The sequence below is a fragment of the Paenibacillus sp. 05T425 genome, from assembly GCF_056396205.1.
This window is the reverse complement of record NZ_JBFTLA010000010.1, coordinates 227,706-252,974: the sequence shown is the minus strand read 5'-3', so window position 1 is coordinate 252,974 and position 25,269 is coordinate 227,706. Positions and strand designations below refer to the sequence as shown.

The 25,269-nt window shown below is 45.4% G+C and carries 25 protein-coding genes and 1 pseudogene; 4 read left to right on the top strand and 22 right to left on the bottom strand.

Annotation, left to right across the window (positions count from 1 at the left end; genetic code table 11):
• The first annotated feature begins 159 nt into the window (after positions 1-159).
• On the top strand, positions 160-696 hold the full coding sequence (locus tag AC1DF0_RS23050; RefSeq protein ID WP_442052057.1) for a hypothetical protein: 537 nt from the start codon (positions 160-162) through the stop codon (positions 694-696).
• Between the two features lie 10 nt (positions 697-706).
• Here the strand turns inward: AC1DF0_RS23050 and AC1DF0_RS23045 are convergent, their stop codons facing one another.
• The 16 genes and pseudogenes from AC1DF0_RS23045 to AC1DF0_RS22970 all read right to left on the bottom strand — a co-directional run bounded on the left by AC1DF0_RS23045 (position 707) and on the right by AC1DF0_RS22970 (position 15,610).
• Positions 707-2,323: a response regulator transcription factor gene (locus AC1DF0_RS23045; RefSeq protein ID WP_442052058.1), complete on the bottom strand. Its 1,617-nt coding sequence runs from the start codon at positions 2,321-2,323 to the stop codon at positions 707-709.
• A 7-nt stretch (positions 2,324-2,330) separates the two neighbouring features.
• A complete protein-coding gene (locus tag AC1DF0_RS23040; RefSeq protein ID WP_477575428.1) occupies positions 2,331-4,124 on the bottom strand; it encodes a cache domain-containing sensor histidine kinase in 1,794 nt (597 codons plus the stop codon).
• Between the two features lie 33 nt (positions 4,125-4,157).
• Positions 4,158-5,510 (bottom strand): ABC transporter substrate-binding protein, encoded by a 1,353-nt coding sequence (locus AC1DF0_RS23035; protein WP_442052060.1) that lies wholly within the window; start codon positions 5,508-5,510, stop codon positions 4,158-4,160.
• 184 nt (positions 5,511-5,694) lie between these two features.
• A complete protein-coding gene (locus AC1DF0_RS23030; RefSeq protein ID WP_442052061.1) occupies positions 5,695-7,194 on the bottom strand; it encodes a malate:quinone oxidoreductase in 1,500 nt (499 codons plus the stop codon).
• A 254-nt stretch (positions 7,195-7,448) separates the two neighbouring features.
• Positions 7,449-8,000 carry a guanylate kinase gene (locus tag AC1DF0_RS23025; RefSeq protein ID WP_442052062.1) on the bottom strand — a complete coding sequence of 184 codons (552 nt, stop codon included), beginning with the start codon at positions 7,998-8,000 and terminating at the stop codon, positions 7,449-7,451.
• A gap of 590 nt (positions 8,001-8,590) precedes the next feature.
• Positions 8,591-9,193 (bottom strand): histidine phosphatase family protein, encoded by a 603-nt coding sequence (locus tag AC1DF0_RS23020; RefSeq protein WP_477575427.1) that lies wholly within the window; start codon positions 9,191-9,193, stop codon positions 8,591-8,593.
• Entirely contained in the window at positions 9,194-9,790 is a 597-nt protein-coding gene (locus AC1DF0_RS23015) for a DUF2087 domain-containing protein (protein ID WP_477575426.1), read from the bottom strand.
• Positions 9,791-10,388: 598 nt separating this feature from the next.
• Positions 10,389-10,751 (bottom strand): VOC family protein, encoded by a 363-nt coding sequence (locus AC1DF0_RS23010; RefSeq protein ID WP_477575425.1) that lies wholly within the window; start codon positions 10,749-10,751, stop codon positions 10,389-10,391.
• Positions 10,752-10,829: 78 nt separating this feature from the next.
• Positions 10,830-11,309, bottom strand: a complete 480-nt coding sequence (locus AC1DF0_RS23005; protein ID WP_477575424.1) for an SDR family NAD(P)-dependent oxidoreductase — start codon at positions 11,307-11,309, stop codon at positions 10,830-10,832.
• Positions 11,310-11,458: 149 nt separating this feature from the next.
• Complete coding sequence (locus AC1DF0_RS23000) at positions 11,459-12,397, bottom strand: phosphotransferase family protein (protein WP_477575423.1); 939 nt, start codon at positions 12,395-12,397, stop codon at positions 11,459-11,461.
• Positions 12,398-12,490: 93 nt separating this feature from the next.
• On the bottom strand, positions 12,491-12,838 hold the full coding sequence (locus tag AC1DF0_RS22995; protein ID WP_477575422.1) for a VOC family protein: 348 nt from the start codon (positions 12,836-12,838) through the stop codon (positions 12,491-12,493).
• A gap of 115 nt (positions 12,839-12,953) precedes the next feature.
• Positions 12,954-13,386 (bottom strand): annotated as a pseudogene (locus tag AC1DF0_RS22990) (chromosome condensation regulator); the annotation flags it as partial.
• 53 nt (positions 13,387-13,439) lie between these two features.
• The gene (gene csaA / locus AC1DF0_RS22985) at positions 13,440-13,772 is read right to left on the bottom strand and encodes a chaperone CsaA (protein WP_442049008.1); all 333 of its coding nucleotides are present in this window, start codon (positions 13,770-13,772) and stop codon (positions 13,440-13,442) included.
• 264 nt (positions 13,773-14,036) lie between these two features.
• Positions 14,037-14,540 (bottom strand): DinB family protein, encoded by a 504-nt coding sequence (locus tag AC1DF0_RS22980; protein WP_477575421.1) that lies wholly within the window; start codon positions 14,538-14,540, stop codon positions 14,037-14,039.
• A gap of 26 nt (positions 14,541-14,566) precedes the next feature.
• Positions 14,567-15,115 carry a DinB family protein gene (locus AC1DF0_RS22975; RefSeq protein ID WP_477575420.1) on the bottom strand — a complete coding sequence of 183 codons (549 nt, stop codon included), beginning with the start codon at positions 15,113-15,115 and terminating at the stop codon, positions 14,567-14,569.
• Between the two features lie 84 nt (positions 15,116-15,199).
• Positions 15,200-15,610, bottom strand: a complete 411-nt coding sequence (locus AC1DF0_RS22970) for a GNAT family N-acetyltransferase (protein WP_442049005.1) — start codon at positions 15,608-15,610, stop codon at positions 15,200-15,202.
• 246 nt (positions 15,611-15,856) lie between these two features.
• Here AC1DF0_RS22970 and AC1DF0_RS22965 point away from each other — a divergent pair, with 246 nt between their 5' ends.
• Together AC1DF0_RS22965 and AC1DF0_RS22960 are read left to right on the top strand one after the other, a co-directional pair.
• A complete protein-coding gene (locus tag AC1DF0_RS22965) occupies positions 15,857-17,038 on the top strand; it encodes a glycosyltransferase family 39 protein (RefSeq protein ID WP_477575419.1) in 1,182 nt (393 codons plus the stop codon).
• 38 nt (positions 17,039-17,076) lie between these two features.
• A complete protein-coding gene (locus tag AC1DF0_RS22960; protein ID WP_442049003.1) occupies positions 17,077-18,084 on the top strand; it encodes a DUF1835 domain-containing protein in 1,008 nt (335 codons plus the stop codon).
• Positions 18,085-18,459: 375 nt separating this feature from the next.
• Here AC1DF0_RS22960 and AC1DF0_RS22955 read toward each other — a convergent pair whose 3' ends face one another.
• A complete protein-coding gene (locus AC1DF0_RS22955) occupies positions 18,460-19,437 on the bottom strand; it encodes a phosphotransferase enzyme family protein (protein WP_442049002.1) in 978 nt (325 codons plus the stop codon).
• A 31-nt stretch (positions 19,438-19,468) separates the two neighbouring features.
• Positions 19,469-19,945: a GNAT family N-acetyltransferase gene (locus tag AC1DF0_RS22950; protein ID WP_442049001.1), complete on the bottom strand. Its 477-nt coding sequence runs from the start codon at positions 19,943-19,945 to the stop codon at positions 19,469-19,471.
• A 325-nt stretch (positions 19,946-20,270) separates the two neighbouring features.
• On the opposite strand from AC1DF0_RS22950, the gene AC1DF0_RS22945 reads away from it, so the two are divergent.
• Positions 20,271-21,008 (top strand): EcsC family protein, encoded by a 738-nt coding sequence (locus tag AC1DF0_RS22945; RefSeq protein WP_442049000.1) that lies wholly within the window; start codon positions 20,271-20,273, stop codon positions 21,006-21,008.
• A gap of 65 nt (positions 21,009-21,073) precedes the next feature.
• Here the strand turns inward: AC1DF0_RS22945 and AC1DF0_RS22940 are convergent, their stop codons facing one another.
• From AC1DF0_RS22940 to AC1DF0_RS22925, 4 genes are all read right to left on the bottom strand, one after another.
• Complete coding sequence (locus AC1DF0_RS22940) at positions 21,074-21,904, bottom strand: nucleotidyltransferase domain-containing protein (RefSeq protein WP_442048999.1); 831 nt, start codon at positions 21,902-21,904, stop codon at positions 21,074-21,076.
• Between the two features lie 3 nt (positions 21,905-21,907).
• On the bottom strand, positions 21,908-22,513 hold the full coding sequence (locus AC1DF0_RS22935; protein WP_442048998.1) for a pentapeptide repeat-containing protein: 606 nt from the start codon (positions 22,511-22,513) through the stop codon (positions 21,908-21,910).
• Between the two features lie 137 nt (positions 22,514-22,650).
• Complete coding sequence (locus AC1DF0_RS22930; protein WP_477575418.1) at positions 22,651-23,790, bottom strand: glycerate kinase; 1,140 nt, start codon at positions 23,788-23,790, stop codon at positions 22,651-22,653.
• A 3-nt stretch (positions 23,791-23,793) separates the two neighbouring features.
• Positions 23,794-25,047 (bottom strand): MFS transporter, encoded by a 1,254-nt coding sequence (locus tag AC1DF0_RS22925; protein WP_477575417.1) that lies wholly within the window; start codon positions 25,045-25,047, stop codon positions 23,794-23,796.
• Between the last annotated feature and the right edge of the window lie 222 nt (positions 25,048-25,269).

Sequence of the window (25,269 nt, the reverse complement as noted above, 5' to 3'; positions counted from 1 at the left end):
GATAGATTTTCTGACAAACGCAAAAAAAGCCCTGCCGCTCCAAAAACCGGACGCTTAACACCGGTAATGAAAGGCAAGGCTTTTTTGAGGGATTGACAACATTATCCTCTTGATACAAAATAATCTGAACTCAACTCATAGGAAGGTGCGTACTCAAAAATGTTTATTTTGCAATTATTGCGCATAATCGGTTATTTGGGAGCATTTCTATTCGGCGCTGCGTCCATCGGGTTATTGGACGACAACAACATTGCGGCTCTCGTTGTCGGCTTGCTTATCACGCTCGTATTCGCAGCGGTTATTTTTGTAACATCCAAAAAAATCAAAGGCATGAAAAAAGCGAGACTGGCAGAAATCGAGCGCAAAAAACCGAAGCCGTTCTGGCTTATCGTCATTATGAAGGATGAGAATGACGACATCGACGATGATCTGCTGGATTCGTTTTACGAATACGACAATGTCCGCGATTATTTCATGCTCACAATCGATGAGGCGCGAGAAGACGTATGGAGCTTTAACGTTGCTGCCTACCCCACTTACATTCTTGCAAATATCGACCCGACAGACCCGATCGGCGAGAATACCGCCGACATGCTGAACGCTCCGCTAATCAAAACAACCGATCCTTCGGCCATTCTCCGTTTCCTTGAACAAGAACGTAGGAGACATGATGAATGGCTCCGATTAAACCCGTAATTGTCTCTTGCTATTTCCCTTTGGAATGCCGCTCGCGGTATTCCTTCGGGCTCATTCCGTGAAACTTTTTGAACGACGTGCTGAAGTAGCTCGAACTCGATATACCGACAAGCATCGCGATATCAGTTAACTTCAAATCGCTGTCCAACAGCAGCGCTCCCGCCTTTTTCATACGCAGGCACGTCAAATATTCGCTGAAGTTAACGCCAACATGCTGCTTGAACAGGCCTGACAAATACGTTTCGTTCATATGGAACATGCCCGACAGCATTGTCAGCGTCAGCTCGTAGGCGAAGTTGTCGTCCACATACTTCCGAACGGATTCCACAACCGCCTGGCCGCCGCTGCTCCTCGACTTCATCGCTTCTTCCATGACAAGGCGCGCCAATTCCTCCAGCCTTCCCATAATGTCCTCGCGCGAATGAAAGTCGCCGATCGTCGTTTGGCAATCCCATAGTCTCTTCTGCAGCGCTGTTTCTCCAACCTCGACCTTCTTGGCAATGGAATGAAACAAGAGCAATATGCGGGACGCCATGAACGTGAACGAAAACATCGGCAGGTCGGCATGCCTCGGTATAATCTTCTCCATTAAAGCGGTATAAGTCTTATAGTCCCCGTTCTCTACCGCAACGGCAAGCTGTCTTTCCAGTTCCGGTGAAAAAGATGCGATCAACTGCCGAATTTGGCGCTCTCCCGCTGTATTCGTCCCGTGGATCGTGCTTTGGCTCCAGGAGAGCATGCTCGAGGAATAGCCGTTTTTGTATTCGCCAAAGCCGCGTACCGCTTCCCCGATGCCGATCACGCAATCCAGCCTTAAGTAATGCTTCAGGTGATGTCGCAGCTGCTTCATGAATCGTTCGGCCAATTCTCCCGCAGCGCCAGCTTCCGCTGCCAGCACGAGAAAATGAATCATCGTCGGACGGCTTGCGTCATAAAACGGATAGATCTCGTCGTATGCGCTTGCCGTCTCTCTGCATAGCATCTGGTAAGCGAGGTGCATCAGATCGGGATGCTCGCGATCCTCTCCCCATCTGCCTTCAGGCACTCTCATCTCCGCCGTGACGAACCGAACATAGCGACGCTCGTCGGCCAGCGAAGACATATGAAGCTGCTCCAGTCTTTCTCTAATCATCGACTGACCGAGGAACTGCTCCTTTACGAGCCTGAGCAGCAGCTGCTCCTGCAGCTCTTGGAGCTGCTGTTCGCGCTGCATTCGGTCGGCATAACGCAGCCTCTCGCCCGCTCGCTCCGTCTCGATCTCCGCTGCGAGCTTCGCTAGCAGCTCAGAGAGCTCCCTGCGCCCGACCGGCTTGAGTAAATAATCTTTGACTCCAGCTTGGATGGCTGCCTGCATATAGACGTAATCGGAATAACCCGACAATACGACGATTTTGAGCGACGGGTACAACCGCTTGCACGCATCGATAAGCGCAATACCGTCCATCTGCGGCATGCGAATATCGGTTAGAAGCACATCCGGCAGCGGCCTGTTCATCAGTAGCGCAAGCGCCTCTTCACCGTTGGAAGCTTCTGCATCAATTCGAAAACCTGCCGCCTGCCAATCAATCTTAGCTTTAATACTGCCTCGCACGCCAGCCTCATCGTCAACGATCATAATACGGTTCACGTCTGAATCACCCTCTTACCGCCGGCAGGCTGAGCCGAATGTCGGTTCCCTTGCCGCGTTCCGATTGTATCGTTGCCTCTAGCTGCTCTCCGTAATAGAGACGGCAGCGAGACAACACGTTGCGGAGACCGATACTGTCCCCTCCGCTGTTCAATATATCAACGCCATCCGTCTGGTGAAGCTCCGCCATCAGATGCCGGATCAGCTCGGCTTCCATTCCGATCCCGTTATCCGATACACGCAGCACAAGCCGCGATTCCTCCATTTTGACCGAAATCGCAATTCTCGCAACGCCGCCCTTCTCCAAGCTGTACTTAACGGCATTCTCTACAATTGGCTGCAAAATAAATTTGGCAATCATAAGCTGACCCGAAACGAGATCCTCTTCGATCTCGACCTGAAGACGCTCCTCGTACCTTAGCTGTAAAATAAACAAATAATCGCGAATGTAACTCATTTCCTCTTTAACCTTTACCAAATCGCTGTTTAAATTCAACGAATAACGCATCATCTGGCCAAGAGCCTCGGTTGCATCCATGACGACGTCATTGCGTTTCATAGCCGCCAGCCCTCCGATGATTTCTAGCGTATTATTAAAGAAATGCGGATTGATTTGCAGCAGCAGCGCCTTATACTCTGCGTTTTTGCGGCGCAGATTCGTCTCGAACTCCGTCTCGATCAAATAACGAAGCCGGTTCGTCATGCTTTCGAATATGCGCGTTACATAGCCGACCTCGCTGTGGCCGGTCCGGACAGACGGCATCATCGTCAGCGCTTGCGCAAACTCGCCGCGCTCTACATGCTTCATGGCTCTAGCCATTCTTGTCAAAGGCCTTGTAATACCCGATGACAGCCAATAGGCGACCAATATGATGAGCAGCAGCAGAATAAGGCTGACGAGCAGCATCGTTCGGCGGATTTGCTCGATTTTTACGAATAGCTCGCTCTCGGGAACCTCGCCAATGACGTACCAATTTTGCGCTTCGAAATAACGATAGAACAGCAAATGTGTTTCTCCGCTGCTCGTAATCGAGAAAAATCCATTATCTTTGCTTTGTGCGGGCGACAGAACGCGTTGAATACGCGCGAGTCCTTCCTTTAGGATGGATTCCCGGTCTGATGGGAGTTGTTGATCTAAGATGACGCTTCCGTCAGCGGCCAGCAAATAGGCGCGTCCCGACTTTCCGAATTGGATTTTATCAATCGCGTCCCTCAGTACGGAGGTCGGATAATTGACTTTGACAAAGCCTGATTTCGTGAACGATTGCAATTGGACGAGCGGAAGCAAATAACTGTTCACCAGCCGTGACGTCATGATCACATCCGCCTGATCGGGATCGGAGTGGGCCTTTGTCCAGCGTACATCCGATTCCCCGAACCGCTTGTACCACTCCTGCTCCAAGTAAGTCCGGTCCTGTGCCCATATTCCGCCGCCATAATCGGAGAAAACGCCAATCGAGATGCCGCTGGAATTGTTGATGGAATAAGAAGCTACGAATTCGACGAGCTTTTGCTTCGCGATCATCCTCTCTTCAATTGTGCTATCCTGACTCATCTGCGCCGTTATCCACTCCTGCGTCACGCGGTTGCTCATGACCTGATTGCCGATTTCCTCGATCTGCGTCATCGACGTATGGACATGCGAGCTGAACTGCTCAATGGTTTGCCCCGTTGATGTTTCAATCGAAGCACGGATGAGTTTTGCCGACTCTTCGGTGAGCAGGAAGACAAGTAGGGTGAACGGCACGATCAGCAGCAGCGAGAACGCCGCCATAAGTCGTGATCGCAATGAGAAAAACATAAGCAGCGCCCCACCTTTCGAATTGAATCTGAGTTATTGCATTAGAGACTCGGAGTCTGTATACGCTTTGTCGATCATATCGATCGCGTCTTGAACGGCCTCATCCAAATCCCGTTTCTCCAGCGTCACTTCCTCGAACATGTTTTTGACGGCCTCCGACACTTGCGGGAACACCGGCGTTATCGGCCGCGGACGGCCATATTTCTGATTCTGGGTTACGAAAATATTTTTCGGATATTCGTTCAGCTCGCTGAACTCCTTGGCGACCGAGTATCTCGCTGGTATGTCATGCGTTATGCCACTGTAAATTTTAAGCCCTTCGTAGCTGGTCATCCAGTTAATGAACAGCCATGCCTCATCGGGATACTTCGTTTTGGAGGATATGCCAAGCGCCCAGCTTCCGTTCGCTACCGCTTGCCGCGTGCCTTTCGGAAGCGGCGCAACGTCGAAGTCTTCGCCCAGCTTGAAGTCGGGATACTTCTCGGCCATATAGGTAAGCGACCATGTGCCGTCAATCGTAATGCCGAGCTTGTGGTTAGGGAATGCATCGACAGGATATTCGAAAGCGGCCACCTTGGAAACCGTGAACAGGTCGCGGTAGAAGGCAATCGCTTTCTTCGTTGCCTGCGAATCCAAGTACCCTTTCGAGCTCGTCCCCTCCGGGTTCATAACCTCGCCACCGAATTGCCAAATGATCGGATACTTGAAATAGGCGGTAGCTCCCGCGTTTTGGAAACCTTGCGCAGGGTCGATGCCATAGATGCCCCTAGACGGATCATTAATTCGGATGGCAGCGTCCAGCACCTGCTCCCACGTCCATGCCTCATCCGGATCACGTGAAGGCAGCGGCAAACCCGCTTCTTCGAACATTTTTTTATTATAAAACATCGCAATCGACGACTCCGTCATCGGTGCCAAATAAATATCATCTTTATACTTGTACCCTTCGATCGTCGTTTGCGGAATATCATCCAAATGTCCGTCCTTCTTAAAAGACTCCGTTAACGGCAATAAAGCTCCTGCCTCTGCGTATGACGCCAAATTAGGCGCGTCGATCGCCATCACATCGGGCGGCTTACCCGCCGCGACCGACGTACGAAGCTTCGTATCGTAATCGCTGTACGGGAATGGTGTCATCTGAATGCGAATCGTCGGATGCTGATCCATAAATGCTGCGATGAGCTTCTCGTAAGCCATGTTTTCGGCGCTGTTACCCGAGTTACGCCAAAAAGTAAGCGTCACCATTTCTTGGTAAGGAATCGAATCGTTTGCGTTCTCGGGTCCGATATTCGCTTTCCCGTTATTGTTTGCAGCACAACCTGCAGCAACCAATACCACAACAACGAAGAAGACAACAAATTGCGTTAGCCGCATGCCTCCTTGCATCCCGCTATCCCCTTCCATGAATCTTGGATTCTATTTCTAATCCTTATAGGATAAACGACGTATCCAAAAATATCTTTTTATTTTTTCTGATCTTTCTTTTAAATATTCTCTGATCCAGCAGGCGGCCTTAAATAAACAACGGCAGCCCTGGACAAGATAATCATGTCCCAGACTGCCGTTTTTCTTAATTATAAGCTAGTTCTTTCTCGCTTAGTCCAAGCGCTTTTGCGGTAGAAGTATGAACCTCTTTCAGAAGCTCCGGATTTTTCAACAGCGACTGGCCGTAAGAAGGAATCATTTCCTTAATCTTAGGTTCCCATTCTTTCTTATGCTGCGGGAAACATTTGTTAATGACCTCGAGCATGACATGTACAGCGGTCGAAGCACCTGGCGAAGCGCCAAGCAAAGCAGCAACCGAACCATCACCGGCAGTAATAACCTCGGTACCGAATTGAAGCGTGCCTTTGCCGCCAGCTTCCGTATCCTTAATCACTTGAACACGCTGACCGGCTACGACCAAATCCCAATCCTCGATTCTCGCGTTAGGGATAAACTCGCGCAGCTCTTCCATGCGCTTTTCTTTCGACAACATCACTTGCTCGATCAAGTATTTGGTCAACGACATGTTCTTGGCGCCTGCCGCGAGCATGGTGACGAGATTATCCGGTTTGACGGAAGTCACTAGGTCGAACATTGAACCCGTCTTCAGGAACTTAGGCGAGAAGCCGGCAAACGGTCCGAACAGCAACGACTTTTTGTTGTCGATAAACCGGGTGTCCAAATGCGGGACGGACATTGGAGGAGCTCCTACCTTCGCTTTGCCATAAACCTTCGCATGATGCTGTGCAACAACCTCTGGATTTTTGCACACCATGAATATACCGCTGACTGGGAAACCGCCAATATGTTTTCCTTCAGGGATGCCGGATTTTTGCAGCAAATGCAGGCTGCCTCCACCGCCTCCGATGAAGACGAACTTAGCAGCATGGTTCTCAACGTTGCCCTTGCTGTTGCGAACTTTCAGTTTCCACGAGCCGTCAGAGGCACGCTTCATATTAGAGACGCTATGATTGTATTTAATCTCAACGTTTTTGCTTTTCAAGTGATTGAACAACATGCGCGTCAAAGCGCCAAAATTGACATCCGTACCCGTGTCGATTTTGGTCGCCGCTATAGGTTCATTCGATGAACGATCTTTTATAATAAGCGGGATCCATTCCATCAATTTCTTAGGGTCATCGGAAAACTCCATACCCTTAAACAGAGGATTTTTGGTCATCGCTTCATAACGTTTTTTAAGAAAAGCAACATTCTTCTCACCCAGCACCATACTCATATGAGGCAAAGGCATAATGAAGTCCTGCGGATTGCCGATCAGATTGCTGTTGACGAGATAAGACCAGAACTGCATGGAAAGCTGAAACTGCTCATTAATGTTGATAGCCTTGCTAATATCTACAGAACCGTCCTGCTTCTCAGACGTGTAGTTAAGCTCGCACAGCGCCGCGTGCCCCGTACCTGCATTATTCCATTCGTTGGAACTTTCCTCACCCGCGCTCTCGAGCTTCTCGAACACTTTAATATTCCATTCCGGTACTAGTTCTTTCAGAAGTGTCCCTAAAGTCGCACTCATGATTCCGGCGCCAATTAAGATGACGTCTGTTTTCGTTTCTCCGTTGCTCATTTTTACCATCCTTATATCCTAAAATTTACAGAAAGGATGTAGCGAACCTGCTTAAGCGCAGCACAATAAGCGAGCAAGCCAGGACGCGACCTAGTCACACATCTTTTCTGAATCTACAATTATTAATCTATTATAGTGTATCACTAATAGTCATAGATTTAAATAATCGTACATTTCCATGAACCTTTTTTTCGGCTATTTTGCCTAGCCAATTTAAGGATGCCATCCTTTATTATCCTATGCGGCTCGTGAGCTCAATGTTTCCTTGCTAACGAATCCATAAGCCAACCCGCGATATGGTCAATCTTGTTCTTATTTCCATCCGTATTGTTCAACACAAGGTCGCAATGGGACAATGCGCTGATTTCCTTCTCGAATGAACCGAGACGCTCGTTAACCTCCCTGGCGCTATGACCGCGAGCTTCAAGTCGGCGCGCACATTCATGGCGTTCCGCTTTCACACCTATTAGAAGCACCTTGTCGCTGTATAGCTGTTTGATTCTTTTTGCGCCGGCTTCATCCAAAATAACCGATCTGCGTTCCGAATTCCGGATGATTTCTTCAATTAACTGCGTCGGTGTACCATATAGGTTTTCATGGTACTTAGTCATTTCGATCATTTGACCTTGCTCGTAAAGGTTTTGCATTTCTGCTTCTGTTTTGAAAAAGTAATCGACTCCGTCCACCTCGCCGGCGCGTGGCGAGCGAGATGTCCAGGTTACAATGCGCTGAAGTCCCAGCATGGACTGAATGGTGCTTTTGCCAGAAGCGCTTGGCCCCTGAAGAACTACTAATGATAGATTCATAAGGTTTGAACAACCTTTTCATATGAGATTCCAAAATATCGATACTTAATAATAACCTGTTGTATCTCTTCGTCATGATTAATTGTAATACCATAAATCTTATCCCGATCTGAAGCCGTTCCATTATTGACTTTGTTTAATTGCGATTGTGGATCCGAATTTTCACAACTATAGGCTTATTATTGCTGTTAACAAGTACTTCTTCAATATTAATCTTTGCAAGACGACTCTTATTCCCGACTCCAACTATTAAAATGTGCTATTCCATGGATGATCCAATAGTTTCAGCTACTAATTAGATATGATATCAATTTATATGATTTTTCACACAAGACCAGTTAAACAAGATGTACATTGTCACAACTTATACGATTTATCATACAGAAGTCGTTAATCCATTCACGCGGCCGATGATTTTGTACGATTTTTCGATCAAAAACCTTAATTTGACCTATCCGTAAGGTTGTTTTATACGATATTTCGTACAACTATTGGTTAGTCACAGTTAATCGACAGCTGAGTCTCCCTCCCGATTTAACACGAAGGACCTCAAACATTCCACTGTAAAGTGCAACTGAGGTCCTTTTTCTCTATTTTAAATGTTCTACTGATGCAAAATTATCCAGTTTATATTTTCCACTATTATAAATCAACTTTGTTATCGAGCACTCAGGAATCAGATTGCTTTGTACCTCCACAAAATTAAGGTGCCAAACATTTAGTTCGTTCTCGGAAAATGTATGAACCAAAAAATCAGTAATTAACCCTCCGTGAGTAACCAATACAATGTTACTTCCCGACGGGTATTTTTTGGCCAATTCTAACAATAAGGAAGAGAGGCGCTCACCTGACTGCTTCGCAGAATCACCTACGGGTGGTACATAGCCGGGATTACGTGTACATCGCTCCCACATCTCGACAAATTCATCAAATGTTTGTTCAGGTAAATCCCCCCAGTTAGCACGCTCCCGCAGTCGTTTGTCCTCTGAAATAGATGAATTCGTTTGTGCTGCAATATAAGCTGCGGTTTCTTTTGCCCTTCTCAGAGGACTCGTAACTATAGTTGTTATCGGTAAGTTACAAAAACGACGAGCAGTCGATTGTGCTTGCAATATGCCTTTGGGAGTAATTGAGACATCTCCAATCGCTTTTTCTTTTATTGCATGCCTTACAAGATAGAAAGTCACACTCATTTACAAGCCATCCCACTTCGCCCACATTTCTTGCGGGTTTAGCTCATAAATTTGGTTCTCCCTATACATGAATTGATGCATAATAAATTCTCTTCTTATCGTTGCAAAATMACTATGGAATGTTTTTATAAATTCGTTGATTTCTTTCTCGCTATACGGTCGTCCCATTTCCAATTTAGAAACCATTAGTTCCAATACAATAAGCTTCTTCTTAAGTTGAACAGGAATATTATTCAATTTCCCTTCGTTTGTAAAAAAGTTTTTTATGACGGATTCTTTTATTCGTTTATGTTCGTCTTCCATACTTGTCAAACCTCCTTTGTCATTTCGGTAAATCAGGTTTTCCGTAGCACTAGCGCTATTCTTGATGAAATAATGATTTAATGAAAAATAAATTGTATTTTTATCCCGTCGTTCATTAATTAAGCTAGCTTCGCGCAGTTTCGCAGCATGATGTGTGATTGTCGCTGGCGTTACGCTTAACTTTTCCGCCAAAATTTGTCCATTAAGCTCTCCATCAGCCAGCAGTATTAAAATTTTTATTCTTGTAGGATCTGCAAGAGCTTTATGATAATTAACTACCTTGTCTAACTGCATTAAATTGACCACCTATCCAAAAAGTTAATTTAACAAACATCTAATTAGACATATATTAAATTAGATTGTATTGAAATAAGAAGGTTTTGTCAACCACAACAGTAAACAAATCTATCAAAATTAGAGGTCAACAAGTCATTAGTACAAGCACACTCTCTCAATGGTTCATAAGATATCCTATATTAATTTAAGGAGTGATCTTATGGCCCTGTCTGTTAAATGCGCATTACTTCAAATTGCCAAGTTATCTACGAAATTGGCAAGCGACGATCCATTCAGAATTAAGTTTGTAGCGATTATCGGCGACACGCAAACGAGCACAAACAAAAGAGTTCTGCAAATGAGAGCACTGTTAAGATCAGCTGGTATCAAATCCCCAAGTCGGGTGCGAATACTTAATGATCTAGGAGAAACGCCAAAGACAATCATCTCTTATAATGCAGTAGACCCTTTATCACAATCAGGCCTGACTACTTCCTTCACTTACCAATTGAATCCTGGACCGTAATGTGATGAATGTAATGCTGAACACAAACATGAAAGGACACCGATAAGGTGTCCTTTCGTTTGAAAGCAGTATGAACTGGCATCCAATAACCTATTTAACTTCTTCCGAAATATGCCAGCAAACGCCAGCGGGATCTATAAGGTTGATCTCGCGTTTCCCCCAAGGATACATTTTGGGTTCATTTGCCTTTACCGGATACTTCTTCGATAAAATAATGGTTTGGATGTGTGACCACCAACCATCTAAATCCTCAACGACCAGTTCTAACATGTAATTCTCTTGGAACTCTTGATTATGGAAGTTTTGCAGAAAAAATTCCTGTTCCCCTATTCGAAAGATACATAATCCGTCGTCGGAGTAGATTTTCTCAAAACCAAGATCTTCAAAAAAATGTTGTACAAGGATATAATCTTTGCCTGATGGAATAAACGGTCGAAGCTTATTTGCTCTCATGAGTTCCCTCCATTTTAGGAATTAATAATTTACGTTAAGACCCTTTTAACTATTTTTTCGCAGCATCCGCGGCAGACTTCAAAGAACCTTGTTCTTTAGCTTCCCTAAAAAAAGCCGATAAGGCGAATCCTTCTTCGTTCCTTGCCTCTGCCTGCATATCGGTGTCAACCATACCTGGATCGACGTATAGCCTTCCAGCTGTATACATAATGTGAACATATTTAATGCAGCTTTCGAGGCACAGTACACGCTCATGCCAGCTGCCGCTTGCTTTGCTGAACCCGAAGAGATGTTTACGATGACTCTTTGAATCGCCCATTGCTCGGTCTGCGTTATTAAAGCTTGGGTTAACAAGATCGGAGCTAATACGTTTGTTTTTACATGTCTTATCGTTTCTTCCGGTGAACAACAATCTATTGAACCTAATGGCGTGACTTGAGCTGCGTTATTGATTAAGGTTATTGACTCTAGCTCGGGATGAACTGCCCGTTCAAGCATCCCTTGAATGAGGTCTGGGATCCCCTCCGTGTTCTGTAAATCGAATTTTACAAAATGCATTTCACAACCGTTTAAGAATTCCTTTATGCCGGATTACAGAAACTCAATACATCATTGCTTGCAGGCTCAGGGGCAGGCCTGCGATAGAATGCTTGCGTGAAGCGGAAGCAATCTACAACAACTGCAAGGGCAACTGCTGATTCTATCCGTTACAAACGTTTCAACTTAACCGCTTTTTTCGCGTACGCAGCATAGGGTTCGATCAGGTCCGGACTTCGGTCAATGGCCCACCTGAGCTTATCGAAAGCACTTAATAGCAGTATATGTCTAGAATCATCAAGGTCCTTTTCACTTATACCGTAGCCGTCTATAAATGCTTTGAATTCCTCATTATTTGGGCCTTCGCTTTGTATATAGCGCTGCATGAGATATGTAATTTCTCCATGCGGTACCGTGCTTACTACAGCGCAGCCCCAATCTATTAATATCACTTGTCCTGCCTGAGTGACAATCGTATTCTTCAATGAGATATCTCCATGGATTAAACCGAAGCGGTACGTTCTTTGCTTCATATGTTCAAACAGTTTACGCACTCTCTGCGATTCCATAGGAGAGATTACTCCCAGTCCAATCAATGGATCGAGTTCCGTCAAACTATTGATATTATACTGCACATACCCTAACCAACTGCCATTCGATCCTGCATGAGGAGGTGATTGAAACTCACCATGGACGGGATCAATCAGATTTTCCCCGTATCCCTTGACCCGAATGGAATGAATACGTTTGGCATATTCGCCAAGCTGTCTCCAAATACTAGATTTGGGAACCGAACTGTCTAGCCCGTTGTCTCCATCTACGAAGGTTTGAATCATATACGCAGCGTCGTCTGTTATACCAATAGACAGCACCTCAGGTCCTGGAATGCCGACCGCAGCAGACTGTTCGATACACCATCGCTCTTTCACATAGCTTGAATATGTTCCTATATCGTTCATGCGGACAACGACTTTACAGCTCAATGTCTCAACTACGCAAACCTGATTTACAATGCCTTTATCAATGATAAGATATGATGTTTTCGCTCGTTCTTTAAGAAAATCGCATGCAATTCGTTCCGCTCGTTGAACGATATAATTAATGGTCATATCTTTCTTCCTCCTTCAAACGTGGTGCAGCTTATGAAAAAGCAGACCACCGTTGTGATCTGCTCTAGCTCAATAGCAATTGATTACAGCTCGTTATTTCTCCCAAAGCTCGACCAGCCGACCGTCAGGGTCTTCAATCCAAATAAACTTTCCAAATTCACTAATCTCTTGTTTCTTTGCGAGAGGTACACCAATATGCTCAAGATGCTTAATAACCTCGTCTAGATTATGTACTTGGAAATTTAACATCACTTGTTGTTCTGTTGGAAAATAACTGTCATTCTCGGTATAGAAAGAAAAGATAGTCTCATTTCCTAATTCGGGTTTTATCACAGTCCCATTCCAATTATCTATTTCAATCTTCAACACTTCACTGTACCATTTTTTTGTGCCTTCAAGATTGTTAGTTCTCCAAAATACTCCTCCGAAACCTTTTATCATTATCTCCAACTCCTGTCTGTCATCAAATTAGATATCCGAATACACTAGATATTCGAGATTTAAATTTAAGTTCCTTTTTCAACTATACCGCTGACGGTCAGCTCAACGGCAGTTGGATTCCACTCCAGCCGCTTACATCGCATTGGCCATATTCATTATCGCCCACAGCAACCACCGTTCCGTCACGTGCCATCCGACATCAGCCCAACGGTACGTCGCCAAGCCGCCGCAACTGCTACAATATCCCGCCAGTCCTTTACATCGCATTGGTTATGCTTATTCCAACCCACTGCCATCACCGTTCCGTCAGACGTAAGACCGATTGTATGAGCATTACCCGTGTTCGTCGCCATATGAACATTACCAGCGTCAACCGCCACAATATCGCGCCAGCCGCTTACTTCACATTGGCCATATTTATTATCGCCTACAGCCATCACCGTTCCGTCCGATTTAAGACCAACGGAATGACGACGACGCGCCGCTATAGTATCTTTAGGCCTACGTTTCACCTTTAACGCCTCTTCAATCGGTGAAGGGTATTCCATGTTTTACCTCCTTGAAAACAAGTTCTATGGCTTTACACATTGATTTCTCTAAATTAGCCAATAGGAGTTCCGTTAGGCAAGGTACTATCTGGTTTCAATAAAACCACATCGCCCTTTTCCGGTATTCCGCCAATAACTAATACTTCTGATTTGAAACCCGCTATGCGTCGAGCCGGAAAGTTGACTATACCTATTATTTGATTCCCTATAAGGTCCTCCGACTTATATCGTTTTGTTATTTGTGCACTTGACGATTTAATTCCGATATCGGGCCCAAAATCAATTTGAAGTTTAATTGCGGGTATTCTTGCTTCCTCAAAAAACTCCGCTTGAGTAATAGTTCCAACACGTATATCGAGTTTCATAAAATCATCAATTGTTGCCATCCGTCATTCCCCTTCTCATCGTATCCTGTTAGCGTAACGGTTTATATCTGTTGTGCATGTATCGATAGCCTAGCCATTGTGGTCTATCTATTAATCGTACAAAGAGCTGTTACAAAGTAAAAGGGAATGGACAGTTTAAACCGAACTATACGGTGTCAACCTTTTTTCAATGCTTTCACCTTAATAAATGCAATGATATCATTCCTAATAAAAACTTAAAAATCCCGCTTCAGCCTAACGGCCAAAGCGAGATTTAATCTTACTCTATATGACCGGAGCCGGCGCTCCAAATTCGGCCCACTGCTCTTTCGTCGGGCCATAGAGATCCGGGACTCGAAGACCTGCCTGACGCATCAAGACCGTCATTTGACCGCGATGATGAATCTCATGCTTGATGAGGACATCCAGCACCAAGCCGTTCGGCCATTKATCGCCGTACATCTCGCTCATAACAAGCAGATTCTCATCCTTCCAGCTGGTCTGTACAGCATCAAGAAGCGCTTGTGAGGTCCGCTTATAGACCGCCGCAATAAATGCTGCCGACGCTGGCACCGGCTCTTCTTCACCTGGGCCTTCGAAAGACAACCCAGCCCGAGTTGGCATTTCGTGCAATGTTTGTACAAGGTGCCAAGCAAGACGTCCAAGCGTTCGATGTTCGCTAGTGATCTGTTGACCAAGAGACAGATCCGTTAACGTCTCCAGCGTCCGCAATGTTGCTGCCGTTTCATTCCGCCAAGTTGCGGCAAAATCCTCAATGTGTTTATACATATCAACATCTCCCTTTTGTTATTTCCCTAATTGGCATGAACTGGTGACATACTTGGAATTAATTCATCCTGGTACATAAAAAGTCCATATTCCGTCATAACAGAGGACGAGCCCAGTTGACGAAGAATAGCCGACAGATTGCCTCGGTGGTACGTACCATGATTCACTACTTGGATAATGAATTCTGAATATCTGGTATTCAAAATTCCAGCGTAAGGATTATCCAAGACAACTTCTTTCTCAATATCCGGATGCTCGTCAATACACGCTCTGAATCTCACGGACAAATCGTCATACATGGCTTCCAGTTCCTCAAGGCTTCTAGCTTCTGCATCCGCTTCGATTTCATAAGAATCTTTCATCGCATCATTCATACTTTTACCCATCAAGATGTCAAGCCAACCGCAATCCACCTTGTAGATATGTGCCATGACCTTCGACACCGACGAAAACACGCTTTGAATTTCCTGATTGTACAGGTGCTGCGGAAGCTCTTTTAATCGATTAAAGATTATTTTATTGGCCCAAACGTGATAGTCGTAAAATCTCAAACAATGATCCTTTATTTCAATCACCTCCGGTTTTCGCTGTTACTTATGTATTCATCATACAACGGTAAACCTGACAACTGTATGTCAGTGTTATTTCACAAAAACAGCCTAGCTTAACTTCTTAGTAAGCAGTATTTCCATAGGTTGCGTATCTAGTACTAAGCATCCTGCATCTTTATAGCCTAATTTTCTATAAAAGTGTTGAGCACCTTCATCCGATTGAGTCGATGTCATTAACAATTTGAAGCCCTTTTGGTTCATTTGCTCTTCCCAGAAAAGGACAACTTGTTTACCTGCACCCTTGCCTCGATAGGGTTCGTCGACCCAGATCAGGTTCATAAAAGGAGTGTTGTCCCAAAAATAACCATACCTCATCCATCCGATATCGTTATCGTCTTCATTCCGCAATATGTATATTTCATTCCCCTTTATTTTTGACCGTATTAAGCTTTCTGAAATGTAAAGGTCACGTTCTCGTATATATGCATAGTCTGACTCAGTTGCTAAGTCTATCTTCATCTTTACTCCTCCTATAAGTCGCATTTGATGCCATTTCCATTCCAAGCATGATTCTATTATAGTATAAAGGAAATCCTGTACCTGTCGAATTTGTAAGAGAAAGGTGTGTAAGCTCTGTTTAACCTTAATCATGTAAGCAGCCCTATTCGTAATACATTATTCGTTACCATTATTCTCGTTTTCTTGATAAGCACCGCATCTGTTCTTTTTTATGGCGATCATTTTCTAATAGGGTCTTATGAGAAAATGAATAATGACGACGTCAAATATATAAATAGCGCTAAGATTTTATTGGATACGCATACGATTACTTATAACAGCGGAGAGAAGCCGTCAACATACATCATGCCGGGAATGCCGGTCGTATTGGCCGTTCTCATGCTTATCTTCGGACAAGGAGATGAAGCGATAATCGCATTCCGAGTCCTGCAAGCAGCCTTGCAGGCTTTATCAGTCTATTTCGTTTTTATAACAGCAAATCAGCTGTTTAATAGTAGAGCAGCTATTATTTCCAGTATTGCAACAGCACTTTATTTACCCGACTATTTTTCTTCCGGCGTCATTTTATCGGAGTCCATATTCCGTACCCTTATCCTATTGCTTATTTGCTTCAGCCTTCTCGCCTTAAGAAGCCAGCAAACGAAGCATTACGTTATCGCGGCCTTTATAGTTGGACTAGCTTGTTATTTCAAACCGCATACGGTGCTTTTCCCAGCTGTTTGGTTCGTTTTATGGCTTGTGCAGAGGCTATCCTGGAAAAAGATAGTGAAGCATACGGCAGTAGTTTCACTAACGATGATCCTACTTCTATCTCCATGGTGGGTTAGGAACTACATCACGTTTGATAAATTCATTCCATTCACTCAGTCCGCAGGCAATCCGATTCTATTAGGTGCACTTATTGACTACGGGGCGCCTTCAAAAGCCTTCATCGACGCTCATCCGGAGTATGAGGGCAACAGTGATCATATCTTTGTTGGCTCAGATGCTGTTTTGGCCGAAACGGCCCAAAAAATGGTCATTTTCGGCTTCAAGAATCAGCCTTTGAAATATTTGAAATGGTATACGATTGATAAAGTTTTTGGATTATATGCTTCCCCCTATTATTGGAAAACGATATTTGGTATAAATATATGGATCACTGGTGTTTATCATGTCGTATTCATGCTGCTTGGAGCAGCCGGTATGCTGATTATGTTTTTGCGAGCCTTCCGACAAAAGAGTATTCCCTATTTATTTATACTGCTTTCATTTGCATATTTTACCGTGATCTATGTTCCTTTCGTCGCCTTCAACCGATATGGTTACCCGAATGTGTTTCTTATCTTACTGGCCGCAGGCTTCTTTATTGATTGGGTTGTTGCAAAATATCAGAATAGGGGAGCGTCAAACAGCCCCCAACTTGTTACCAAGGAGAGGGCAGTTTGACGCTTTGATCAAATATTTATTACCAAGGAGGATTGGACATGCTGCATATCGTTAACGGAGATGTTGTTGGTGATAAGCTGAAGCAGGGAGTTGTTCAGGGAGATGTGCTTGTATGGAGAGAGGTATATCCTGCAGGTCCGATATTTACGAATCCAGTAGGGGCAAATGAACGGGCAATGCGTGCCCGTGTCCTTCAAGAAACGATGGACATTCCGGCCAGCGATTATATAAAGAGCTGTGAGGAACAAGAGCAGAACCTTCGTGAATATATCAAGTACGATGAAGTCGTATTATGGTTTGAACACGATCTGTTTGACCAGAGTATGCTCGCCTATCTACTACACTGGTTCAAAGGACAGAACCTCGACCGCACAAAGCTGAGTCTGCTATGTATTGGAGAGTACCCGGGAATCGAACGGTTTTATGGTCTTGGACAGCTAACCCCGGCACAGCTTCAGACATTATCCGGGAAATGGCGAGCTATTGGTCGGCATGAATTGGAGCTCGGAAGCGAGCTTTGGCAAGCATATGCATCACCTGACCCTCTTCAACTTTCCACATTGTTGACTAATAAGAAAGCAGAGCTGGCCGGATCGGGCCTTCCATATGCTTATGATGCCTTCACAGCGCATCTCAAGCGGTTGCCTTCTAAGCGGAATGGTCTTGGCATTGTGGAACAGACCACGATTCAGGCCGTTCGTAACGGAGTTAGTACTCCGCTAGAATTGTTCCGTCTTGTAACGGATTCCCTTCATGTGCTCGGCATGGGCGATATCGAATACTGGAAAGTAATTCGCGCTTTGATGCAAGGCGAGCATCCTTTGCTCGTTATTGAAGGGGCCGAGAGCGGCATTGATGTAAGGAGAATACCCGACTTTCTAAACCGCCAAGTAACTCTGACTGCGTTGGGCAATGCGGTACTGAGCGGATCAAAGGATCGTATCGCCGTCCAGGGGATCGACGAATGGTTTGGGGGACTGCATCTCCACGGACATGAGATTTCTTGGCGCTTTGATGATTTGGTCGGAGGTTTGGTCCAACAATGAGGCAACCTGTGGAAGCAGCGTGACCATACTTGATAAAGCGGCAGTCATGGAACAGAAAATAAAGTGACAGACTGCCGCTTAACGTAGTAATACTTATAAACTAAACTCTTCTTTAATCCTACTGGCTACCTCTACTGGGGCTAACTTGGTATTGTTGATCTTCATATAGTTCTTTATAGCAATTTCTCCATCAAATGAATTTAACCTATGGTTTTCTGTTGCCATTCTCATTCTTTGTTCGGATTGTTCGACATTCCTTTTGGATGGCTTATGTTCCAGTCTATGAGGGGTTTTGTTTCGTTCAATTCTTTCAAAGCTAAACTCCCGTAAATTATTGTTCACGACGCACATAGAAACAGCCAACATTCGAATAAATCAAATCTTGTAAAAAACCGTTTTGCCGTTTAGGAAAGGATTGCAAAAATGTTCAATCAAACCCGGCATTTTATCGCGTATCCACGTATGTTGATCCTTATTACTTACCAGAAAAGCGTAATATGCAGCTATCGCCAAAAACATAAAGCCCTCTAGTTGCTCGATATCTATTTTTCCGGGAATGAGGTTTGTATAGCTGGCAAGTAAAGTATCTCGCAACTCTTTCTTCGTCAATAGTGCACCCATAGCGACATCCATTGCGTAATATCCAAACCCCGATAAACCAAAGTCAATGAATGAAATGCCCTTTGCAGAGAGGATTAAGTTACTATAGTTAATGTCGGCATGGATGAATCCCCAAGTCTCATTCTTGTTGCTCATCACTTTCAACCTTTCGTTAATCAACGAAAACGTATTTTCAACAATATGAAAATGTTTAGTAGAGATAATACCGATTTCCTCGCCTGATCGCAATTTGCTTAGCATCGTTTCTGTCCACTCTAGCCCATATTCGGGTCTTGTAAAACTTGAAGCGAGTTGATAACTCTGTGAAAATCGATGCAATAATGCAATTTCTTTCCCAAGGGTATTAACCCTCTCTTCACTTTCCAAATCGTTCTTGGACATGGTTTCCCCATCAATCCATTCTAAGATTGAACAGTGCACTTCTTCATTTTCAATCCAAACGGTTGTAACCAGCTTGCCATGCACATTTGGAACAGGAATTTGAACGGGTAATTGGGAATGAGACGACCACGCCAATAGAATCTCTAATTCCGATTGAATAGCCTCGTTTGTGTTCTGTAGACCCTGCATGTTTGTGGTAATCGGCTTATGAATACGCAACAAATACGTTTTCGCTGAACCGATATTGCGTACCTTGTAAGTGATGTTTTCATTATGCCGAATCCATTCTACGATCGGGTCAACAAAATAATAATGCTTTAAAACTTCCTTGTACCATTTCGTATAATCCATATACGATCCCMTAAACAGATTTAATAGTCAATCAAAGTGACAATACAGTTATTAACTCGTCATTAATGATTTCCCCGCTATCTCGAAAGCCGAAGCTTTCATAAAGCTTGCCGGCAGTCACGTTATCCGCCTTATGAGAAATCCAGCAATACCGTGCCGGCCCTGCCGGAAAGGTACGGATAAATTCCAATATTTTGTGCATCGCTTCCCGACCGTAGCCCCTCTTCTGGTGCTGCTTGTCAATCATCAGTCGCAGGATGCAATAGCTGTCGTCTCCGATTGACGGAAGCTCATATCCGGTAATTCTATAAGTTATCATAACAAAACCGACCGGCTGTTCATCCTCGTAAATGGCAAATGGAAAAGGATGTCCCCCATTGGTTGCTAGGACGTAACACGAAGCCGCGCTCGACAAATTGGACGCAACGAAGCGCCGTTGATCTTCCGTTACTTCAAGGTTAAATATGGCACGTCGGTTATCCAACGTGATTTTTCTAAGCGATATCATGCAGGTCTTCTCCCTTCAATTTCTTAGTAAAATGCTAGTTAACATGCTAGTTAACCGCGGCCGCTTTAATACCATACAATTTATGCTAAAAAAGTAATAGACTTCTGTTGAATTTTTTTATAGACTATTATGTATCCATGGCTTTTTTAGGGAGTCAATTAATCGATACGAATAGCCCGTCAACTCCATTACTGTGAGCTGATGGGCTTTTTTCAACCCTCAATTCCACGACTTTTGTCGGGTTCCGCCACCGGCTGCAGGCCGTTCCGATTCGCGGCGTTCTCCGGTACAATATAGGCAAATTAGTTTGAAGGAGCGATCAGCATTGAATTACGAACAGAAAGTGTACGACGAAATCACAGCATGGGAGCAGAAGTTATTCAAAGCGCCGGGATGGTTGGAGAGAACATCGAAGACGATCGGTAAGCGAATTAACGACTTGATTCCACCTAAGGTGCACGATGTCATTACGACAACCATCAAGTCGATCGTCCGTACAGCGCTGTTCGGAGCGGAATATACGCCTCAAAGGCCGGTGCAGCAGACTCTCCATCTTGAACTCGCCGATCAAGAGGCGAAGCGTTTGCTTTCCCTATACCAAAAAATCGCGACTGCCGAAGGCGCCGGTACAGGGGCAGGCGGCATTATGCTTAATATCGTGGACTTCCCTGCGTTAATCGCAATCAAGATGAAATTTCTGTTTGAACTGGCTCATGTCTACGGATTTGATACGAAACATTTTCCCGAGCGGGTGTTCATTCTTAAAGTGTTCCAACTGGCGTTCTCCGGACCCGATCAACGTGCCATGCTATTAGATTCGATTAAGCATTGGGATAAGGAGAAGGAGCTGTGGTTCTCGGATAACGAGTACTCCAAGCATATGGACTGGGAGACGTTCCAAAAGGAATACCGCGACGCTATCGATTTTCGAAAAATGCTGCAGATGGTGCCGGGGATCGGAGCTGTAGCAGGCGCATGGGCGAATTACACCATTCTCGAGGAGCTTGGCGAATCGGCAATGAACGCTTACCGCTTGCGAAGATTATTGGAAGACCCGAGCTAAGAAATGTTCCTGCGGGAGTTGTGGATGGTTGGTAGCATAGGCAAAAAAAACGCCAAGTGACATACTCATAATAATGACTTTGTTTCTTCAATCAAGTCATGCAGCTCGCTGAAGGACTTCTCCAATTGTGCGTGATCCTCTGCAACCAAACTGACTATATCATTTACTCTTTTGGCGTACTGCCTTGGTGCGACTCGGAAGGAATCCGCAATGGCAACCGCTCCTTTTTCGTTCATCAAGTAACATTCGTTCACTGCGAACAAAACTTGATTCAAACAGGATACTGACCGAAATACACATCCAGCGATGTAGGCTAGATCTGTTTTATAGATGCCTTTTCTGCCTGTATCATGCGCAAATGATGCTTCCCACAAAAACTTCTGAATCGTTGCGTTTTTCAATTCAGCTGGATAGGGAACCGTCTTAGTTTTCATTTCTCCAATTATGCCAGATGGATCCCATAACACTTTACATAATGCGACCTCGGCGAAATAAATCGAATTCATAAATCCGTGCGGATGCCCCGGCTGATAGTCGGCGGTAATGTCGCCTGAGAGACATTGCTTCATGACGGCACGCACTTTATTCAGATCGCGATATATAATATCGACCGGATATTGATTAACAACCAGCCAACCGCCACCATTAATCCATGGCCCCCATCCGCCGATTTCGGTAACTAAATGCGGCCTGCCGGCGTCATCCAGATGAGCGGCAACCTGTTGCAGCTTTTGAATATCCAGTTCACTGCTGGAATCGTAATATAAGCCAATATCGATATCCGATTGGGCATGATGGCTGCCCCTCGCTCTTGAACCGCCAAGAACGATAGCTTTCACGCCGTTTACCTGTTTTAAATCGTTAACAAGCATAGAAATCGTATTCTCGTGCTCCAATGGCTACACCACCTTAGCTCCATGCGATATAGAAAACAATACAGCTTGCTCCTTATCCATCCTCATCCCGGTGATGGAAAAGGTTTTAAAATCGACACCTTCCATATTCGCTCCTCTTAAGTCAGCCCCTTGTACGTTTGCTTTCGCCAGCAAAGCCATTGTCAGATCGCTGTCTCTCAGATCCGCTTTTTCCAGATTAGCTCCAGATAAGTCCGCTTCAAAAAATTTAATTCCTCGCAGATCCTGCTTGACTAGTCTTGTGTATCTTAAGTTCGTATAGGACCAATCGCCTTGAAATATAGTTATCCCATCCATGGATGAGCCAGAAAAATCCGAACCCGTCATTTTGCATTTATCAAATTTCGAGACAAATAGATTCGCTCCATTAAAGCTGCAGTTCTCGAACGCCGATTCTTTATGTATCGAGCCATTAAGCATAGCCCCGCGAAAATCGCATTCAATAAACCGACAGTTGCTCGAAGTAATTTCCTCAAGCGAACCGTTTGCAAACGAGCAACGATTAAAGGTACAACTGATCAACTCCCCATACTTTAAATCCTGTGAGCTAAAGTCTACCCCTTCGTATCTTTGACTGCTGTGTTGAAACATGATAAACCTCCTGTGCCTGTCTATTGAGCTAAAGCATGAAATAACTTTTTTCAATATAACACAGGGGTGTCAAGAGCCGTCTAATTCCTATCAAAAGTCAAGCGTTTTATTTTTTTATATAGGGACAACCAAGCCACCTAACGAGCTGCGCGCAGAAGCCTGAACAACTGTCGGACTGCCTGTTCCAGCAGCTCCTCCGCCTGCTCCATGCAAGCTTCCAAGGAGGCAGGCGCGTTGACGATAGAGAAGCAGCCATCGAATTTTTCTTCCAGCTCTTCCATCTGATCGCCGAGACTGCCGGACAGAAGCATGCACTTCGTTCCTGTCTCTGACGCCGCAGTCGCTACTTGAATCGGCAGCTTGCCGTATACCGTCTGTTTGTCGCTGCGTCCTTCGCCTGTTATGACCCAATCAGCGTCTCGTATTCGTTCTCTGAGCGATACGGCATCGATCAACCAGCCTGCGCCGGAGACAACTTCTCCGCCGAGCGAGAGAAACGCAAAGCCAAGACCGCCTGCCGCTCCTGCCCCGGGAATGAGCCGCCAGGAGGATCCGGCTGCCCCTTCAATGTAATCGGCATACGTCTCCATCGCCTGTTCAAGACTAGCCTGCTGCTCAGGCGTTGCGCCTTTTTGCTTGCTGTACACCATCGTTGCGCCAGTAGAACCGCATAACGGATTGCTCACATCGGTCGCTATTTTGATCTCGCTCTCCATAAGCCGAGAATCTATTCCTGACCATTCAATCGATGCGATAGACGCCAGGTCGCCCCCGCTCCCGCGAAGCCGATTGCCTGAGCTATCTTTAAACTCTGCTCCGAGCGCAGCCAACATGCCCATTCCGCCGTCATTCGTCGCGCTCCCTCCAAGTCCTACAACAAAACTTCGAATCCCTCGATCTAGCAATTGAATAATGGCATCGCCTACTCCTTGAGAGCTTGTACGATAAGGATCTCTGTCCCCTTCCGGTACCATCGTTAGGCCGCATATCGAAGCTACCTCCAGCACGGCCGTCGGTCCTTCGACTATATCATCATGAATGAGTCCGATTACAGCAGTCGCCGCTTCTCCTAAAGGGCCCGTTACTTGCAGCGATGCATAGGAACCGCCGGCTGCCTCGACCACTGCGGCGACCGTCCCTTCTCCTCCATCGGCTAGAGAAATAACGTCGCACTCGGCATCCGGAAATAACGAACGGATCGCTTGAGCCGCCGTCCTTCCTGCCGCCTCCGAGCTTAAGCTGCCCTTGAACGAATCAAATGCCAGCACAACTTTCATTTCTCAGTTCTCCTTTGCCGCTTCCTGCTTCTCTTTGATCAGCAGCACAAGCACGTATTGCAGCACTGCCATGGTGAACAGCACAATAGGCATCCATGCCGACTCTAGATCAGTGGCTAGCCAGATGAGCAGCGTGATGGACACAACACGGCCAACATTTAGGAACAGCTCGCGCATGACGACCGACTCGACGCGAAGCTGACCTTTGAGCGGCAGCGTACCGATTAATCGATAATAATACGAGGTAAGCGTGTTGACAGCCAGTGGATTACAGATCGAGAAAAGGATCATGAATACAGCTACCGACCAAAACTCCATTTGCACCAGCAGCAGCGCCGAACCGATCACGACTCCCGTTGTAGACAGCATCACATATTTGCGAACATGCTCCTTCTGTGCCATCCTCGAAATGACATATCCGGTCGCAACCGTCAGCGACGAGAAGAATACACCCAGATAACCGACCCAATCCTCACGGCCTACGGTTTGGAACAACATAATATTGGGAAGAAACAGCATGATGCCTTGGAACAAACCGAGCACGAGGAAGCTGTATAACGCCTTCAGCCACTGTCTATTTTTGCTCATCACAAGCCCCATGAACTTCAAATAATACGCCTTGTGATGATTTCGCATCATCGGGATGCGGAAGCTGACAATAGCGGCAATGACGAACATGATGAACGCGAGCATGAAGATGAAGATGTAGCCTTGCAACCCTTCGCTCCTCTGAATAATGAATCCCGCAAGCGCTGGTCCGGCAAGCCCTGCAGAATTGAACACGACCATGTTGATAGCAAGAAACCGGATACGATTCGCATCTGTCGACACATCATATTGAATGACGAGGTAGCCGGTCCAATACAGACCAGCAGCTATACCGTTAAAGATAGCGAACATTATGTAGTACTGAGCAACTTGCTCTTGAGCTATAACGACCATCAAGTAGAATAATGCGATGAGGACAATACCGAGACGATAAGTAACCATCCGGTCGCGACGTTTCGACAGCCACCCGCCAAGCGCGAATGTAGGCGGTGTCAGCAAGAAGACGACGATGTTATAGATGCCGTTGACCGTCAAATCCTGCGTTAGCCGCCATAAATACAGATTAAGAAACAGCCCCGACATCGAAGCGCCAAATTGAAAGCAGCTATGAATGATTAACGCGGTGACTGCATCCTTGCTCAGTCTTCGTTCCGGCGGCAGCTGCTCTTTCTTCGCAAACCCCCATATTGACCTTAACCTGGTACTCAAACTCGTGCTCGTCCCTGCCATTTGCTGCATCCCCCGATTAACCGTCATCATTTTTTGTATTTTTTATGTCTTTGCGTCCATTCTAACATAGGATTGTGGGTCGGCATCGCCCTGCGAAAGCGCTCTCTTCGTGAAAAAGCAGGTTATCATCGGATAATCGCAACGCAGCAACCTGTTTCCTCCTTCTTATTCGGTAGTTCTTCTAATTAAACGCCCATTCCC